Source organism: Brachybacterium tyrofermentans, from assembly GCF_039526165.1.
In the GTDB taxonomy this organism is placed as follows: Bacteria; Actinomycetota; Actinomycetes; order Actinomycetales; family Dermabacteraceae; genus Brachybacterium; species Brachybacterium tyrofermentans.
This window is the reverse complement of sequence record NZ_BAAAIR010000032.1, coordinates 1-16,425: the sequence shown is the minus strand read 5'-3', so window position 1 is coordinate 16,425 and position 16,425 is coordinate 1. Positions and strand designations below refer to the sequence as shown.

Genomic DNA, 16,425 nt, shown 5'->3' with positions numbered 1-16,425 from the left:
GACCGGATCCGCAAAACCCGATCATCCAGTCGCGGTCCGTCAGGCCCGGGTGGTCAGGCTGGCACAGCCTGACCCGCTCGGTCAGGCAGGCTCGGTCAGGCAGGCTCGTGGCCCGGTCGCTCCAGGAACGGGGCGTCGGCCGAGCGCAGAGCCGGGCTCCCGCCGTCACTCGCCGCCGCGGTGCGGTGGGCCTGCAGCGCGAGCACACCGGCGATCGTCGTGGCATTGGTGAGGTCGCCGGCGAGGATCGCGGCCACGGCGTCGGCCAGCGGCACCCAGCGGAGCTCGATCTCGGCCTCCTCGTCGGTCCGGACGAAGTCGTCCTCGTCGCCGAGGGGCGTCGTCCCGGTCGCGAGGTAGATCCGGATCACCTCGTCGCTGCCGCCCGGGCTGGGGCGCAGATCCACCAGGGTGCTGAGCGAGGCCGCGCGGTGCCCGGTCTCCTCGGCGAGCTCCCGCAGGGCGCCGCGATGCGGCTCCTCCCCCTCCATGTCGAGCAGCCCGGCCGGGATCTCCCAGAGCTCATGGCCGACGGGGTGGCGGTACTGCCGGATCAGGAGCACGCGATCCTGCTCGTCCACGGCGAGCACGGCCACTGCGCCGGGATGGCGCATGTACTCGCGGTCGAACTGCACCCCGGGGGCGAACTCGATCGTGTCGCGCACGATGTCGAACACCATCCCGTGGTGGACCCGCCCGCGGGCGCTGACGGGCCGCGGTGCGGGGGCATCTGCGAGGGTCATCGGATCACTCCTGGTCGTCGTCGGGGTGCGAGCTGGTGGCGGGAGCGACGGGCTGCACCTCGAGGTCCGTAGGATCCGTGAGGTCCGCCTCCGGCAGGCTGGTGGATCGCTGACGAGCGAGCGCCGCACCGATCAGTCCCGCGAACAGCGGATGTGCGCGGGTGGGGCGCGACTTCAGCTCCGGATGGGCCTGGGTGCCGATGTAGTACGGGTGCACCTGCGGATCGAGCTCGACGAATTCCACCAGGGAGTGCTCCGGGCTGAGCGGGGAGGCGCCGGACACGCGCAGTCCCGCCGCCTCGAGCCGGTCGCGATAGGCGTTGTTGACCTCGTAGCGATGACGGTGACGCTCGGCGACCTCGGTGGCCCCGTAGATCCGGGCGGCGAGCGAGCCCTCGACCAGCGTGTGGTCGTACGAGCCGAGGCGCATCGTGCCGCCGAGGTCTCCCGCGCCGGCGACGATGTCCTCCTGCTCGGCCATGGTCGCGATCACCGGGTTCGCGGTGTCCGGCTCGAACTCGGTGGAGTGAGCATCCGTGAGACCGAGCTCGTGACGGGCGTACTCGATGACCATGGACTGCATGCCCAGGCACAGGCCCAGGGTGGGGATGCCATGGCTGCGGGTGTGGCGCAGCGCGCCCACCTTCCCGTCCACGCCACGGATCCCGAAACCGCCGGGCACCACGATCGCATCGACGTCGCCGAGCTGCTCGGCTGCTCCCTCCGGCGTCGTGCACAGGTCGGACTCGACCCAGCGCAGCGTGACCTGGGCGCTGTGGTGGAAGCCGCCGGCGCGCAGGGCCTCGGTGACGGAGAGATAGGCGTCCGGGAGATCGATGTACTTCCCGACCAGGGCGACCGTCACCTGCGAGGTGGGATGGTGCACACGCTGCAGGAGTGACTCCCACTGGCTCCAGTCCACGTCGTGGCTGAGCAGATCGAGCCGACGGATCGCATAGGCGTCCAGACCCTCTCCGTGCAGCACGAGCGGGATCTCGTAGATCGACGGGGCATCCGCGCAGGTGACGACGGCATCGAGGTCGACGTCGCACATGGAGGAGATCTTGGATTTGACCGAGGTGGGCAGCTCACGGTCGGCGCGCAGCACGATCGCATCGGGCTGGATGCCGATGGAGCGCAGGGCCGCCACGGAGTGCTGGGTCGGCTTGGTCTTGAGCTCCTGGGACGGGCCGATGAACGGCACCAGGGACACGTGCACGAAGAACACGCTGTCCCGGCCGATGTCCTGCCTCACCTGCCGCGCGGCCTCCAGGAACGGCTGGGACTCGATATCGCCGACGGTGCCGCCGATCTCGGTGATGATCACGTCGACGCCGTCGCCTGCCTGGGAGCGCATCGATTCCTTGATGGCATTCGTGATGTGCGGGATGACCTGCACGGTGTCGCCGAGGTATTCCCCACGGCGCTCCTTGGCGATCACGCCGGAGTACACCTGACCGGTGGTCACATTCGCGTGGGAGCCGAGATTCTCGTCGAGGAAGCGCTCGTAATGGCCGATGTCGAGGTCGGTCTCGGCGCCGTCCTCGGTGACGAAGACCTCACCATGCTGGAAGGGGTTCATCGTGCCCGGATCCACGTTGAGATAGGGATCGAGCTTCTGCATCGTGACGCTCAGGCCACGGGCCTTGAGGAGCATGCCGAGCGACGAGGCGGTCAGACCCTTGCCGAGGCTGGAGACCACTCCCCCCGTCACGAAGATGTGCTTGGTGATACCGGGGTTCCGGAACGGCTTGGCCGGACCGGCCTGACCGATCCTGGGAGGGGTTCCGGTGCTGGACTGGGATGCGTTGCTGCTGGAGTCTGCCACGGACCGTCAAGCTATCATCGCTCGCGGTCGAGCGACAGCACCTGGGAAACTTGTCTCACCATGTCGGACGCGGTGGGGAGCTGCGCGGCACGGTGCCGGGAGGCGGCTTCCGCAGCTCGCCGCACGCCTGAACTGCGATGGTGCTCGATCGCCGACGCGAGCGCGGGGGCGTCCCCGACGGGCACCAGCTGCGCCGCTTCTCCTGTCACCCAGCGGGTGCCCCCGGCGTCGGTCGCGATGATCGCCCGGCCGGCCCTGAGCGCCTCCTGCAGCCAGACGGGCTGGCCCTCCCAGAGAGCTGCGGAGACCATGAGATCGGCGGCGTCCAGCAGGGCAGGGACGTCGTCTCGACGGCCGAGCAGCTCGACGGGGAGCTGCTCATGGATGATCCGGGCGGCGAGTTCTCGGTGGAGAGGTCCATCCCCGGCGACACGGATCCGCAGCGGTGCGCCGTCGCGCAGGAGGGCCGCCGCATCGAGCAGGTCGTGGAGCCCCTTCTGCGGGGCCAGCCTCGCGACGACGAGCACCTCCAGCACCGTGTCAGTGCCGGTCCCCTCGTCAGCGCCATGATGAGTCGTGGAAGCGCCATCGGCTCGCGCCACAACGACAGCATCGGCCGCCGCAGCAGTTCCGACGGCCCGGTCGCCGCCGGGAGGAACGTCGCCGGAGGCGCCGGAGTCGCCGGAGCCACCGGAGCGCTCAGGAGCCGGCACGACGGCGTGCCGCACGTCGCGGGCACCGGCCCGCTCGGCATCCTGGGCAAGATCCGGGGAGACTGCCAGGATCGTGTTCGCACGGCTCACCACGACCTGCAGCAGTGCTCGTCCGACGGTGCGCACCAGGGACGACCCCACGGTGCGATTGTGCAGCGTCACCGCGAGGAGCACCGGGCCCCGCCGGGGCAGGGCCAGGGCCGACAGGGCCCCGGCGCGCAGTCCATGCGCGTGGACGGCGACCGGCTGCGGCGCGGCGCGCACGCACTGCCGCAATGCTCGGACCGTGCGCAGGTCGCCGAGCAGATGGGGCCGGTCCTGGATCTGCACGGGCGCCTCCCGCACGTCGACACCGGCAGCGGCCAGCTCGTGCTTCTCCTGATCCACGTGCGCGGCCAGCCCACCGCTGGCGCGAGGACGCACCAGGATCACGCTCATCGGGTGCTCTCCTCCCCCGTCGTGACGTCACCCTCTCGGTCTCGACCACGACTGCGACCGCGTCCGCGTCCGCGTCCGCGACCACGGAGCCTGCTCAGCTGACGAGCGGCGAGCTGCGGGTCGGCGGCCGCCATCACCGCGCCGGCGAGCAGAGCGGCGATCACCCCGCAGAGGATTCCGGACAGCACTGCTGCGACCTCACCGGTCGCGGTGGTGACCATCCACTTGCCGAGCAGCATCCCAGGGATCCCGCCGACCAGCAGAGCGATGGGGGTGAGGACCGCGGCACGCCGCACCGCCGGCAGCTCGCCGCCGGGCTCGAGGATGTCAGCGATCCGCGCCAGGCCCACCAGGGCTGAGATCGCCATGCCGATGGCGATGGCGATGCCGAAGGCCGTGGAGGCCTCGGCCGCCGACCGGGTGGGGCTGGGGATCACCAGCAGCAGGATCAGCACAGCGGCGATGATCCAGCCCACGGAGCCCACCAGGAGCGCATCACGGGCGCGGAGCGCGGCCGAGAGGATCCGGGTGCACTGGATGGCGACGGCGAATCCGGCCAGCCCCAGGGAGAAGGCTGCTGCGGTCGAGCCGACACCCGTGGCGCCCGCGCGGTCGATGAGCCGGAAGAACTGCTCGAGGGCCGGGGCACCGGCGAAGAGCGTGGCGCCTCCGATCACCGCGACCACCATGACCGTGCGCACGGAGGCGCCGGCCACGTTCGCGAATCCCTTGGTGTCCCCCACCAGACGCAGCTCCGACAGGTGCGGGAAGACCGCAGTGGCCAGCGGAACCACGAGGATCGCATAGGGAAGCAGGTACAGCGCCTGCGCGTACTGGAACACCGGGAGCGTCCCGGTGCCGCCCGCCTTCATGGAGAGCACGAGCACGAGCCCGAGCACGAGCTGCTGTGCCCCGACGGCGCCCAGTCCGGCACCACCGAGCGAGAGGGCACGGCGCCCGTAGCGGGGCGGCATCGTCAGGGTCGGGCGCAGATGGAGGCCGGCACGCGCTGCGGCGATCACCACGGGGATGACCATGGCGGCGACTCCTGCGGTGGTGCCCCAGCCGAGCCAGGCGATGGCGCCATCGCCGATGGTGGTGGTCGTCGCGACCGGAGGGACCATCCAGGCGTAGGCGCGATAGGCGATCATCACGACCAGCGAGGAGATGAGCGGCATCATCGCTGGCCACAGGAATCGTTTGCGAGCCTGCAGGTACGCCGCGAGAACGACCGAGATGCCGTACAGCGGAAGCTGGAGGGCGAAGATGCGCAGCAGGACCGTCCCCACGTGCACGCCGCCGACGACGGCCGAGTTCGTGGCCAGCAGCAGCTGGGCGAGTGGCTCCGCGAGGAGGATCATCGCGATGGCGAGGACACCCGTTCCCAGCACGGTCCAGGTCAGGAGCGCGGAGATGATCTGATCGGTCCGGGCGGCGCCGTCGCGTCGATCCAGCCTCGGCGGCAGTGCCTCGCGCGATCCGCCTCGTCGGCGCGGCGTGCGCGACCCCGGTCCCGGAGCCGCTGACTCCGCGACCTTGATCCCGGGAGCTCCCGTCTCCGGCGCTCCTGGTCCTGGCTCCGACGCCTCTGTGTCCGAGGTCCCGGACTCCGACGCCTCCGCCTCGGCCCCCTCAGCGTCGGCGGCCGCGCCCTCCGCGGGGGCATCACGCTCGGGGACCAGCCCCGCGATCAGAGGGACGATCACCGCCGCGAGCGCACCGCCGGCGACGATCTCGAAGAGCACGTTGGGCAGGAGGTTCGCGGTCGTGTACGCCGTTCCCACATCGCCCGCGCCCACGCTCGCTCCGAAGACGAGGTAGCGCACGAACCCGGCGATCCGAGCGATCACCGTGATCACCAGGATCAGTCCGGCGCCGCGGAGCACAGAACGCCCGATCCCGGACCCGGCGGCCTGCTGATCAGTGGTCATCGAGTTCATCGAGTTCATGGAGTTCATGGCGTCCTCCCGTCGTCACCGGTGGTGACCGGCGAGCTGCGCCGTCCCAGCAGGTCCATGGCGCGCAGTGCAGGAGTGGAGTCGATGACGGCGCTGAACGAGACCTTTTCGCTGGCGAGCGTGAGGGCGACCACCACGCCCAGCAGGGTGAGCCGAGCAGGCACCGGGAGCGCACGTGCCGCCGCCGTGCCCACGGCTGCCCCGAGCACGTTCGCCCCCGAATCGCCGAGCATCCCGTGCTCGCGCAGATCCGCCGGCAGCGCGAGAGCTGCCGGGACCAGGGCCGCCACCGCGAGCACGCGTCCGCTGCGGGCCCGAGTGTCCTCACCGGGGGTGAGCGCGCTCAGCGCGACGGCGGCAGGCAGCACGACCTTGAGCGCACGGCCCGGTCGCAGGTCCAGGAGATTGGCGAGGTTCGCGCACCCGGCGGCCAGTGCGCCGTCGGCGAGCACCATCGCCCCGGCCCGCGGCCCGGGAGCGGCGGCGGCGCCGGCCAACGTGAGCAGCGGGATTCCGAGGGCTTTGGCCGCTCCGGTGGTCAGACGCCCTGTCCGGAGTGCGCCGAGGTGACCGCGGAGTCCCTTGGAGATCGCACGGCCCGCGCGTCGCTGGCGCGGTTCGAGGAGGTCATCGGCGAGGCCGAGCACCCCCACCCCGGCGAGCAGTCCCGCGTCGAGGCGTCCGGAGCTGCGCAGGCCCAGAGAGCTCACCGTCGCGACCACCAGGGCCCCTTCGGCAAGACTCACGGAGCGCCCGGAGAAGTTCGTCCGCCGCAGTTCGAGGCGCAGTCCCTGCAGGATGCGAGCTGCCCTCGAGGGCTGCGCCGCACCGGGAGCCGACGAGGTCACTCTGCTCCCCCGCCGTCGGAGGCAGCGCCCTGTACCTGGGTCCCGTCACCGTTCTGCCCGGCCTCGGCCGCCGCGTCCTCGACCCCCGCGGTCTCGGGAATCGCCGGCAGGCGATCCGTCGCATCGGCCGTCGTGCCGTAGGCACCCGATCCCCCACGGGCCTGCTCGATCAGGGCGAGCACGGCCAGCAGCGGGCCGTCCGCCTCCTGCAGCCTGTCCGTCGTGGACAGCTCGTCGAAGCCGGCGTCGCCGCGCACGGTCCGCAGGATGCCGGTGGAGGCATCGTTGAGGGGGGTCGCCGCCGAGACGACGGCGGGGACCCCGGCCTCGGACAGGGAGGTGAGCAGGGCCGTCTGCGTCGCCAGCAGGCTCTGGGCGCGCTCTGCCGCGACCTCCTCGTCCTCGGAGCTGTCCACGAGCTCCTCGGGTGCGGCGCTCGCGAAGAGCACGCCGTCGACCTCGGAAGGAAGCTCGCCCTCGATCGTGACCAGCTGCTGCTCGGCGAGGGCCTGCCACACCTGGGTGCGGAGCTCGGAGGTGAGCTCGCCGCTCTCGGACGGGGCCAGGAGCGCGACGATCACCTGGGACAGCTGCTCGGAATCGGTCAGCCCGCCGTCCAGCAGGTTCGGGGCGATGGAGCGGATCGTGTCCAGCGCGTCCTTGCGCTGCTGGCTCTGCGCGGGCACCCACAGGGCGGACTTCAGCTCCACCCTCACGGTGGACTCCACACCGGCGTCCTCGAGCAGCGCCATGATGCGGTCGGTGACCGGTCCCGTGGAGGAGTCGTCGGTGAGCACGGCGACCTTCTGACCCGCCAAGGTGTCGGCGACCAGCTCCGGGCCGATCTCCGCGGCGAAGGAGCCCAGCTGCTCGTTGCGGGAGGCGAGCTCATCGGCCTCGGTGCGCAGCTCGTCCTGCTGGGTGCGCAGCTGCTCGACCTGTCCGGCGAGCTGGTCGCCGAGGTTCTCGCGCAGCGGTCCGGCCCCGAGCACGATGCCCACGGCGAGAGCCAGGAACACGGAGATCAGGGAGACGAGGTGGTAACGGAAATCGATCACGGGGTCGAGACCCTCCTACGACCCGGTGGCCCGGGGTGAGAACAGCAAGGTGAACCAGGACAGCAGACCGTCCAGGCGGGCGCCGAAGATCTGCACGAGCGCTTGTCCTCCGGGCGTTGCCCAGAGAGCGACCGCGAGGGCGGCGAGTCCTGCCAGTGCCAGGAGCACCAGCTGGAAGGTGGAGATCCTCTGACGGTACAGGCGCGAGACGCCCTTGGCGTCCACGAGCTTGGAGCCGATGCGCAATCGCGTGAGGAATGTCGAGCTCATACCGGCCCGGCCCTTGTCGAGGAACTCCTCGAGGGTGCCGTGGGTGCCGACGGCGACGATGACGGACGCGTCCTTCTCGTCGGCCAGGAGCATGGCGATGTCCTCGCTCGTGCCCGAGGCGGGGAAGAGGATGACCTCGTCGCCGAGGCCGAGCTCCTCGAGCCGCTCCAGGCCCGGGGCTCGCCCGTCCCGGTAGGCGTGCACGACGAGCTCGGCGCCGCTGCGCAGGGCGCGGTCGGAGACGGAGTCCATGTCCCCGATGATCATGTCGGGACGGAATCCCGCCTCGATCACCGCATCGGCTCCCCCGTCCACGCCGATGAGCACGGGGCGGTTCTCCCTCATGAAGGGCCGCAGCGTGGCGAGGTCCTCCTTGTAGTGGTAGCCGCGCACGACGATCAGAACCGGGCGGCCGTCGAGGTTCGTGCGCACGTCGGGCGCGCCGATCCCGTCGAGCAGCAGGTCCCGCTCGCGCAGCATGTACTCCATCGTGTTCTCGGCGAACATCTCGAGCTGCTGCGACAGGCCTTCGCGGGCGATCTCCAGGGAGGTGGCGATCGTGTCGTCGTCCTGTGCGGTGCCCTCGGCGATCACCGTGTCGTCCAGGCGCACCGTGCCGCCGGTGATCGTGACGGTCTGACCGTCCCTGACCTCCTCGAAGACATCGCTCCCCAGCTCATCGACCAGGACGATGCCGGCGTCGACGAGGATCCGGGGACCGGCGTTGGGATATCGACCGGATGTCGAGGCTGCGACGTTGAGGACGGCGGCAGGGCTCCGCTCGACCAGTGCCTCCGCGGCGACCCGATCGATGTCCTGGTGATCGATGATCGCGATGTCGCCCGGCTGGAGGCGCTTGGTGAGGTCCTTGGTGCGTCGGCCCAGACGGGCGGTGCCGATCACCACGGATTGGGTCGCGCTCATCCGCGTCCCTCCGTCGTGGTCGAGCTCCCGGCGGCGACGGTGCTCGCCTCGTCCAGCAGCTCCTCCGCATGGGCGCGGGCGACATCGGAGGCGTCGTCGCCGGCGAGCATCCGCGCCAGCTCACGGATCCGGCCCTGACGATCGAGGGTCTCGACCGTCGAGCTGGTCGATCCGTCGCTCGAGGACTTCACGATCTTCAGATGGGTCCCCGCATGCGCCGCGACCTGCGGGAGATGGGTGACGACGATGACCTGCGCATGGCGCGCCAGGCGTGCCAGCCGGTGGCCGACGGCGAGTGCGGCGCGCCCGCCGATCCCGGCGTCGATCTCGTCGAAGACGAAGACGGGCGCCGCGCTGCGGTCGTTCCGCGACGCGGAGAGGGCGACCTCGAGGGCGAGCATCACCCGGGAGAGCTCACCGCCGGAGGCCGCCTGGGCGACCGGCAGGTGATCGGCCCCGGGATGGGGTGCGAGCAGGATCGCGACGGCGTCGCAGCCGTGGGAGCGGTGGGCCTGCGCTGAGACCTCGACGCGGATGTCGGCGTCGGGCATCTCGAGGTGGCGCAGCTCCTCCTGGACGGCCCCGGAGAGCTCCTCCGCGGCGGCCGTGCGGGCGGAGGTCAGCGCCGCGGCCACGTCGTCCAGCTCGCCCTGCAGGGAGTCCAGACGGGCCGCCGCAGCAGTGCGCTCCTGCTCCGCGCCGTCGAAGCGATCGAGATCGATGGCGGCGCCTCGGGAGGTCTCCAGCAGGGCCGTGACGTCCTGCGCAGGGCCCTCGGTCCCCGGAAGCAGGGTGCCCAGATCCCGGACCAGGACGGTCAGCTCGTGCAGGCGCTCGTTCGCCTCCCCGAGGCGTCCCGGAGAGGCGTCGATGTCATCGGCGTACCGGGAGAGCTCGGCCGCCACATCGGACAGCTCGATCCGGGTCGCGTCCAGCCGCTCGACGAGCGGCTCCAGCGTGGTGTCGGTGCGCGCAGCCCGCCCGAGCGCCTCACCGGCGACATCGAGCAGCGGCCCGGCGGCCGGTCCGTCGTCATCGCCGACGAGAGCCAGCGCGGCCTGGTTGGCGGCGCCGCGCAGCTCCTCGGCGTTGCCGAGCCGCTCGAGCTCGACGCGCAGGGCGTCGTCCTCCCCCGGCTGCGGGTCGATGCTCTCGATCCGTTCGAGGGCCTCGCGCAGCGCTGTGCCCCGACGGTCCCGCTCGGTGAGCAGGGCGTCGAGCTCCGCGAGCCGCTCCGTCAGGGCGGAGCGTTCGCGCCACAGCTCACGATGCCGTTCCAGCAGCGGTCGGATCTCGGTGCCGGCGAAGCGATCCAGCGCCTCCCGCTGGGCATCGGGGTCGCGCAGCCGCTGCTGATCGGACTGACCGTGCACGGTCACCGCGGTGCCGACCAGGCGCGCGAGGGTCCCGATGGGGACCGGCACGCCGCCGATCTGCGCCCGGGACCGGCCGTCCCGGGTCACCCTGCGCACCACGAGCACCTCGCCGTCGTCCTCGTCGGCTCCCAGCTCGTCGAGCGAGGCGGCCAGCTCGTCGTGACCGCTCAGAGCCAGGGTGCCGTCCACCGTGCTCGACCCGCGGGTGCGGCCCCGATCCAGACGGCCCCCGAGCAGCATGGTGAGGCCGGTGACGATCATCGTCTTGCCCGCGCCGGTCTCCCCCGTCAGAGCGGTGAAACCGGGCCCGAACTCGAGCATCGCGTCGTCGATCACGCCGATCTGGCGGATGCGCAGGGTGGACAGCATCGGGGACCTCTCAGCTCCTCAGCGGGTGCGGGGGCTGCGACCCCGCCAGCCGACGACGGGGAGCTGGAACTTCTCGACCAGCCGATCGGCGAAGGGCGTCGCGCTCAGCCGTGCCAGACGGACGAACTGCTCGGACAGGCGGGCCTCGACGCGCATCCCGGCGGTGATCTCCGCGGTGCGGCGCCCGTCGAGCGTGAGGATGCCGTCCTCCCGATTGTCGAGGGTCATCTCGATGGCGGCCTCGGAGGATCGGCCCAGCACCAGCGGGCGGGCGAACAGGGCGTGCGCGGCCAGCGGGATCAGGAGCATCGCGTCGACCTCGGGCCAGATCACGGGGCCACCGGCGCTGAAGGCGTAGGCGGTTGACCCTGTGGACGTGGACAGCACCACGCCATCGCAGCCGAAGGAGGAGACGGGACGGCCATCGATCTCGATGGCGACGTTGATCATCTTGAGCCGGTCGGCCTTCTCGAGGGACGCCTCGTTGAGCGCCCAATGCTCCTCGACCACGTGGTCCTCGGAGTCCAGGACGTGCACGTCGAGGGTGGAGCGCTTCTCGATCTCGTAGTCGCCGTCCAGGAGACGGGAGACGGTGATCGAGAGGTCCTCGACCTCGCTCTCGGCGAGGAAGCCGACGTGCCCGAGGTTGACGCCGTGCACGGGGACATCGGCCTCGCGCACCGCCTCCAGCGCGCGCAGGATGGTGCCGTCGCCGCCCAGGACGATGCCGAGCTCGACCAGGTCCGCAGCGGAGACCGCGTCCAGCACGTCGACCCCGCCGTTGGTGAGGAAGGTCAGCAGCTTCGGCGGGGCGACGTCCTCGGGAAGGGCCAGGATCTCGTCGACCTGCTCGTCGACCACGACGCCGCGCACCCCTCGCCGGGCGAGTTCCTCGAGCACCGTGAGCATGGCGCTGAGCGCAGCGCGGCGGCCGGTATGGACATAGAGGAGGAACCGTCGCATGGGGTCAATCCTCCTGGAAGAAGTCGTCGGCGCCGCGGACGCGCGGCTGGTTCTCGCGCACGGCGTCCCCGATCATGTCACAGGCCTCCGCGTCGAGCGTGCAGGTCACGCCCGCGGCACGCAGATGCAGGAAGTACTCGCGGTTGCCGTCCTGGCCCGGCAGGGCGCTGGGGCCGACGGCGAGCAGCGTGAGCCCGGCCTGAGACGCGCCCTCGGCCACGCCGCGGACGGCCCCGGCCCGGGCCCGGGCGTCGGTGACCACTCCCGTGCGCGGCAGCGCCTCGCGACCGACCTCGAACTGGGGTTTGACCATGAGGAGGAGGTCGCCTCCAGGCTGCACCACACTCCCGAGGGGCTCGACGACGGTGCGCAGGGAGATGAAGGAGAGGTCGGCGACGAGGAGCTCGACCTGGGCCCCGATCAGCTCCGAGGTGAGGTCGCGCACGCTGGTTCCGTCGAGCACGTGCACACGCTCGTCGTCGCGGACGTGGTCGGCGAGCTGATCGTGGCCGATGTCGACCGCGACCACCCGTCGGGCACCACGTCGCAGCAGGACGTCGGTGAAGCCTCCTGTCGACGCACCGGCGTCGAGGCAGTGCAGCCCGTGGGGATCCAGGCCGAGCGCGTCGAGGGCGCCGGCGAGCTTGTGAGAGGCCCGGGAGGCGTACTCGATCCCGTCGGGCACGTCCGCGACGCTCAGCAGGGCACCCTCCGGGACCGGCGCGGAGGCCTTCACGACGGGCCGGCCGTCGAGACGGGCGCGGCCCTCCTCGATGATCCGACGCGCGTGGGTCCGGGAGCGGGCCAGACCGGCCCCGAGCAGGGCGAGGTCCAGGCGCTGCCCGGTCACCGGTCGGTGGGGTGCTGCTCGGTGCCGTCGCGTCCCAGCAGTCGACCCGTCCACGGGGCCTCCGCAGACCGGGTCCTCAGCAGGGCGAGCACTGCTCGCAGCACGCGCGGGTCCTCGAGATCGCCGTCCAGGACGATGTCGCCGCGGTCCCAGAGGACGCTCACGGATCCGCAGCGTGCGTGGTCGCCGTCCACCACGGGCAGCACGAAGGGGGTCGCGATGTGCTCGAGGTCGGGAAGGATGTAGGTGGGCCGACGCACAGGATCAGCGCGCAGGGCGGACTCGATGCCGTCCACGCCGGTCAGCACGAGAAGGGTCTCGATGCCGGCGCGGACCCCGCCTTCGATATCGGTGTCGAGCCGGTCGCCGATGACCAGCGGGCGCTGGGCGCCGCTGTCCCGTGCGGCGACGGTGAACATACCCGGCTCGGGCTTGCCCGCCACCATCGGCTCCGCGCCCGTGGCGTGGCGCAGGGCCGCGACCATCGAGCCGTTGCCCGGGGCCATGCCGCGCTCGGTCGGCAGGGTGGCGTCGATGTTCGTCGCCATCCACAGCGCGCCGTGCCGGATCGCGTAGGCGCCCTCGGCGAGGATCGGCCAGCTCAGGTCCGGGGACCAGCCCTGCACCACGGCGACGACATCCTCGCTGTCCGTGGAGACCGGCTCGAGGCCGACCTCGCGGATCTGTGCCCCGAGGCTCGGTCCGCCGACGACGAGGACCTTCGAGCCGGGGTCGAGTCGTTCTGCGAGCAGCCGGGAGGCGACCTGCGGAGAGGTCACGAACTCCTCGGGCTGCGCACTCACACCGACCTCGGCCAGATGGTCGGCCGCCTGCTGCGGGGTGCGGGAGGCGTTGTTCGTCGCGAAGACGACGGTGCGTCCTGCCGCGCGTGCCTTCTCGACGGCCTCTGAGGCATGCGGGATCGGCGTCGCACCGTGCATGAGGGTGCCGTCGAGATCCAGCAGCAGGGCATCATGCAGATCGAGCAGAGAAGGATCGGGCTGACGGGTCACGCCTGCTCCTCCTGATCCTCGCCGGTGGGGTGCTCGTCGTCGGAGAATTCGCTGTCAGAGAATTCGCTGTCGGAGTGCTCCTCGGTGGAGTGTTCCTCGGCAGAGCGATCATCGGTGGGTTCCTCCTGCGAGTACCCCAAGTCGCCGTGCACGTCGTCGTCCACCCCGTCGGCGGGCTCCTCCTCCGGTTCCTCGTCGTCCGAGTGCCGCTCGACGCCCTCGTCCCCCGCAAGGAACAGCTCCGTCGACCCTTCGGCGTCGTCCTCGGAACCGTCGACATCTGCATCGTCTGCGATCTCGGCGTGGTCCGCGGTATCGCCATAGGGCGAGGAGGTACCGACGCGGTCGGCCTCGTCGGACTCGACAGCCGCAACGATGTCGTCAGCGACGTCAGCATCGTCAGCGTCGTCAGCGTCGTCAGCGTCGTCAGCGTCATCAGCGTCATCAGCGTCATCAGCGTCATCAGCGTCATCAGCGTCATCAGCGTCATCAGCGGACGGATCGTAGGCGTCCAGCACGGAGACGGATTCGTCGTCTTCCCATGCCGGCTCCTCAGCGGGCGCGGGTGCGGGGCGGCCCAGGCGCTCGGCGGCGTCTGTGAGGCCTTCGCTGTCGGCGTCGGCGGCGAGGGTCAGCCAGCGCTTTGCCTCCTCCGGACGCTCAGCACGCTCCAGAAGGTCGGCATAGGCGGCCCAGAGGCGGACCTGCCAATGTCCGTCGACCTTGTGGCGAAGTGCTGGGATCTCGAGGGTCCTCAGCGCGGTCTGGATGTCGCCGGTGTCGGCATAAGCGCCTGCCACGACGATCATCAGCTCGATGGACGCAGCCACCCCGAGGGACGAGGCCTCGTCCGACGCCGCGATGTCGAGAGCACGCTCGGGCTTGCCCAAACCGCGCTCCGAATCCGCGATCATCGGGAGGACATCATTGCGGCCAGTGATGCGCAGCGATGTGCGCAGCTCCCGGGCAGCGGTTCGGAAGTCCCCGGCGCGGTAGGCCAGGATCCCGTAGGCCTCGCGAACGGCACCGACACGACCGCCGATACGCGCGGCGAACCGCGCGTGCGCCTGCGAGGTCTCGAGATCCGTGTCCTCGAGCAGGTAGGCCGCGACGATGTGCTGGCCGACGCGCTCTGCGGTCTCCTTGCTCAAGCCACGCAGCTCCTCGCGGATCGGCTTGTCCAGCTCCCGACCGGTGATGCCGTCGGGGATACGAGGCTCGAACGGTCGATCTGCGCGTGCTTCCTGACCGGGACGCGAGTTGCGACGCTCCTCACGAGGGGCGCCACCTGTCCGCGGGTCGTGGTCCTCGCGCGGCGGGCGCGAGCCGGCAGCGCCGGCGCCCTGGTCGCCATCACGACGGCGGTCACTCCCCGGGCGGCTGGAACGGTCGTCCCGGCGTCGACGCTCATCGGCCTTGCTGTCATACCTCGGCTTCTCATCGCGACGCGAGTCGTACCTGGACTTGTCATCCCGGCGGGAGTCATAGCGCGGCTTCTCATCACGGCGTGAGTCATAGCGCGGCTTATCTTCCCGACGCGAGTCGTACCTGGGCTTGTCGTCACGCTGCGAGCCATAGGCCGGCTTGTCATCACGGCGAGCGTCGTAGCGGGGCTTGTCGTCACGGCGAGCGTCGTAGCGGGGCTTGTCGTCACGGCGTGAGTCGTACCTGGGCTTGTCGTCACGCTGCGAGCCATAGCGGGGCTTGTCGTCACGGCGAGCGTCGTAGCGGGGCTTGTCGTACCGGCGTGAGTCGTAGCGGGGCTTGTCGTCCCGGCGCGAATCGTAGCGGGGCTTGTCATCACGCTGCGAGCCATAGCGCGGCTTATCGTCCCGACGTGAGTCGTAGCGGGGCTTGTCATCACGACGTGAGTCGGAGCGAGGACTTTCATCGCGACGCCCACCGTAGCTGGGCCGGTCATCACGACGCGAGTCGTATCGCGGCTTGTCATCGCGCTGCGAGCCATAGCGCGGCTTCTCGTCGCGACGGCTACCGTAGCTCGACCTGTCATCACGCTGAGAGCCATAGCTCGGGTCGGACTGGCGAGCAGAGCGATCACGATCACGGTCACTACGCTGGCCGCCCTGGAAAGAACCCGACGGACGGTATGCACGCTCCCCGCCAGCGCGCCGCTGGCCGCCTGCTGAACTGGTCCGGTCATCGCGGCTGCTGCGCGACTCCGAGTACCTGGAGGAATCAGACGACGAGGATCGCGACGACGAGTCCCTGTCCCGGTACGGTGCCCGGGACCCGGACGCGGAGGGCCGGTCGTCGTTCCTCGCGTAGCCGCGGCTCTTGTCGCCGTGCCCGCGGTCGCTCTCGCTCTTGCTGTGCTCAGCCACGTGAATCGTCCGTCTCAATCTGCTCGCCCTATGCCGTTATCAGTGGCCAAGCCTAAGCCGTCCCCGGAAAGAGACCGCGCAGTAGCCCCTTCACCGTGACTGCTTTCACCGGGCGCGACACGAACCGGTGACAGCCAGGTGCAGCGCACCACAGTCGAGGAGACCGAGCTCCGCAGCAGGTTCACCACCTGCACGAGAGCCTGACACCACTGCGGCCACATTTGGCAGCGAAGCAACGACCTGTACGCGGAGCATGGATGAACGCTGCTGGAGACCACTACGAGCTCAACGTCAACCAACTACGTCTCCACGTAGCACTGAATGACCAGTTGGATCGACGTCGTGCGCAATGGCCGCATCGGCGCTGCCGTCCTGCAACCATCACCCCTCGAGCGCCACCTCGCCGGCTCGAGAACATACACGGCAGTCTTCGCCGCCCGGACAGAGAAACGCTTCAGGGACAGCCCACCTCGCTGTCGCCGACCCGCCTCCAACCTGCAAAACAACCTACCGACCGAAGCCAAAGCAATGGGCAATGAGCGATTCAGACAACCGGAATGACTCTGAGTACCCCCATTTTCGGGCATAAAAAAAGGGAGTGGGAGGAACGAAACCCACACGGGTCTCAAGCTCACTCCCACTCCCACACAGATGTCCGGCGGCGACCTACTCTCCCACACCCTCCCGAGTGCAGTACCATCGGCGCAATCGAGCTTAGCTTCCGGGTTCGAA

Annotated in this window: 12 protein-coding genes and 1 rRNA gene; all 13 read right to left on the bottom strand. The window is 70.4% G+C overall.

Annotated features, from left to right (window positions below; genetic code table 11):
- Nucleotides 1–95: 95 nt before the first annotated feature.
- Nucleotides 96–743, bottom strand: a complete 648-nt coding sequence (locus tag ABD093_RS05975) for an NUDIX domain-containing protein (RefSeq protein WP_193119225.1) — start codon at nucleotides 741–743, stop codon at nucleotides 96–98.
- A gap of 4 nt (nucleotides 744–747) precedes the next feature.
- Entirely contained in the window at nucleotides 748–2,517 is a 1,770-nt protein-coding gene (pyrG, locus tag ABD093_RS05970; protein ID WP_319021701.1) for a CTP synthase, read from the bottom strand.
- A gap of 68 nt (nucleotides 2,518–2,585) precedes the next feature.
- The gene (locus ABD093_RS05965) at nucleotides 2,586–3,722 is read right to left on the bottom strand and encodes a glycosyltransferase (protein ID WP_343923124.1); all 1,137 of its coding nucleotides are present in this window, start codon (nucleotides 3,720–3,722) and stop codon (nucleotides 2,586–2,588) included.
- Nucleotides 3,719–5,680 (bottom strand): murein biosynthesis integral membrane protein MurJ, encoded by a 1,962-nt coding sequence (murJ, locus tag ABD093_RS05960; RefSeq protein ID WP_377802300.1) that lies wholly within the window; start codon nucleotides 5,678–5,680, stop codon nucleotides 3,719–3,721. The genes ABD093_RS05965 and murJ overlap by 4 nt, the downstream gene beginning before the upstream one ends.
- A complete protein-coding gene (locus ABD093_RS05955; RefSeq protein WP_343923122.1) occupies nucleotides 5,677–6,528 on the bottom strand; it encodes a hypothetical protein in 852 nt (283 codons plus the stop codon). The genes murJ and ABD093_RS05955 overlap by 4 nt, the downstream gene beginning before the upstream one ends.
- Nucleotides 6,525–7,586 carry a copper transporter gene (locus ABD093_RS05950; protein ID WP_343923120.1) on the bottom strand — a complete coding sequence of 354 codons (1,062 nt, stop codon included), beginning with the start codon at nucleotides 7,584–7,586 and terminating at the stop codon, nucleotides 6,525–6,527. The genes ABD093_RS05955 and ABD093_RS05950 overlap by 4 nt, the downstream gene beginning before the upstream one ends.
- Nucleotides 7,587–7,601: 15 nt before the next feature.
- On the bottom strand, nucleotides 7,602–8,780 hold the full coding sequence (steA, locus tag ABD093_RS05945; RefSeq protein WP_193119228.1) for a putative cytokinetic ring protein SteA: 1,179 nt from the start codon (nucleotides 8,778–8,780) through the stop codon (nucleotides 7,602–7,604).
- The gene (gene recN, locus ABD093_RS05940; protein ID WP_343923117.1) at nucleotides 8,777–10,525 is read right to left on the bottom strand and encodes a DNA repair protein RecN; all 1,749 of its coding nucleotides are present in this window, start codon (nucleotides 10,523–10,525) and stop codon (nucleotides 8,777–8,779) included. Before recN ends, steA begins: the two co-directional genes overlap by 4 nt.
- Before the next feature lie 18 nt (nucleotides 10,526–10,543).
- Nucleotides 10,544–11,488 carry an NAD kinase gene (locus ABD093_RS05935; protein ID WP_193119230.1) on the bottom strand — a complete coding sequence of 315 codons (945 nt, stop codon included), beginning with the start codon at nucleotides 11,486–11,488 and terminating at the stop codon, nucleotides 10,544–10,546.
- Nucleotides 11,489–11,492: 4 nt separating this feature from the next.
- Nucleotides 11,493–12,338 (bottom strand): TlyA family RNA methyltransferase, encoded by an 846-nt coding sequence (locus ABD093_RS05930; protein ID WP_193119231.1) that lies wholly within the window; start codon nucleotides 12,336–12,338, stop codon nucleotides 11,493–11,495.
- On the bottom strand, nucleotides 12,335–13,351 hold the full coding sequence (locus ABD093_RS05925; RefSeq protein WP_193119232.1) for an HAD-IIA family hydrolase: 1,017 nt from the start codon (nucleotides 13,349–13,351) through the stop codon (nucleotides 12,335–12,337). Before ABD093_RS05925 ends, ABD093_RS05930 begins: the two co-directional genes overlap by 4 nt.
- Nucleotides 13,348–15,693, bottom strand: coding sequence for a hypothetical protein (locus tag ABD093_RS05920; protein ID WP_343923113.1), 2,346 nt, complete (start codon nucleotides 15,691–15,693; stop codon nucleotides 13,348–13,350). Before ABD093_RS05920 ends, ABD093_RS05925 begins: the two co-directional genes overlap by 4 nt.
- A gap of 653 nt (nucleotides 15,694–16,346) precedes the next feature.
- Nucleotides 16,347–16,425 (bottom strand): 5S ribosomal RNA (gene rrf, locus ABD093_RS05915); the annotation flags it as partial.

Excerpts from the sequence above, each read along its gene's own strand:
- ABD093_RS05975 (WP_193119225.1), bottom strand. The coding sequence starts at position 743 with ATGACCCTCGCAGATGCCCCCGCACCGCGGCCCGTCAGCGCCCGCGGG.
- murJ (WP_377802300.1), bottom strand. The coding sequence starts at position 5,680 with ATGAACTCCATGAACTCGATGAACTCGATGACCACTGATCAGCAGGCC.
- ABD093_RS05965 (WP_343923124.1), bottom strand. The coding sequence starts at position 3,722 with ATGAGCGTGATCCTGGTGCGTCCTCGCGCCAGCGGTGGGCTGGCCGCG.
- steA (WP_193119228.1), bottom strand. The coding sequence starts at position 8,780 with ATGAGCGCGACCCAATCCGTGGTGATCGGCACCGCCCGTCTGGGCCGA.
- recN (WP_343923117.1), bottom strand. The coding sequence starts at position 10,525 with ATGCTGTCCACCCTGCGCATCCGCCAGATCGGCGTGATCGACGACGCG.
- ABD093_RS05935 (WP_193119230.1), bottom strand. The coding sequence starts at position 11,488 with ATGCGACGGTTCCTCCTCTATGTCCATACCGGCCGCCGCGCTGCGCTC.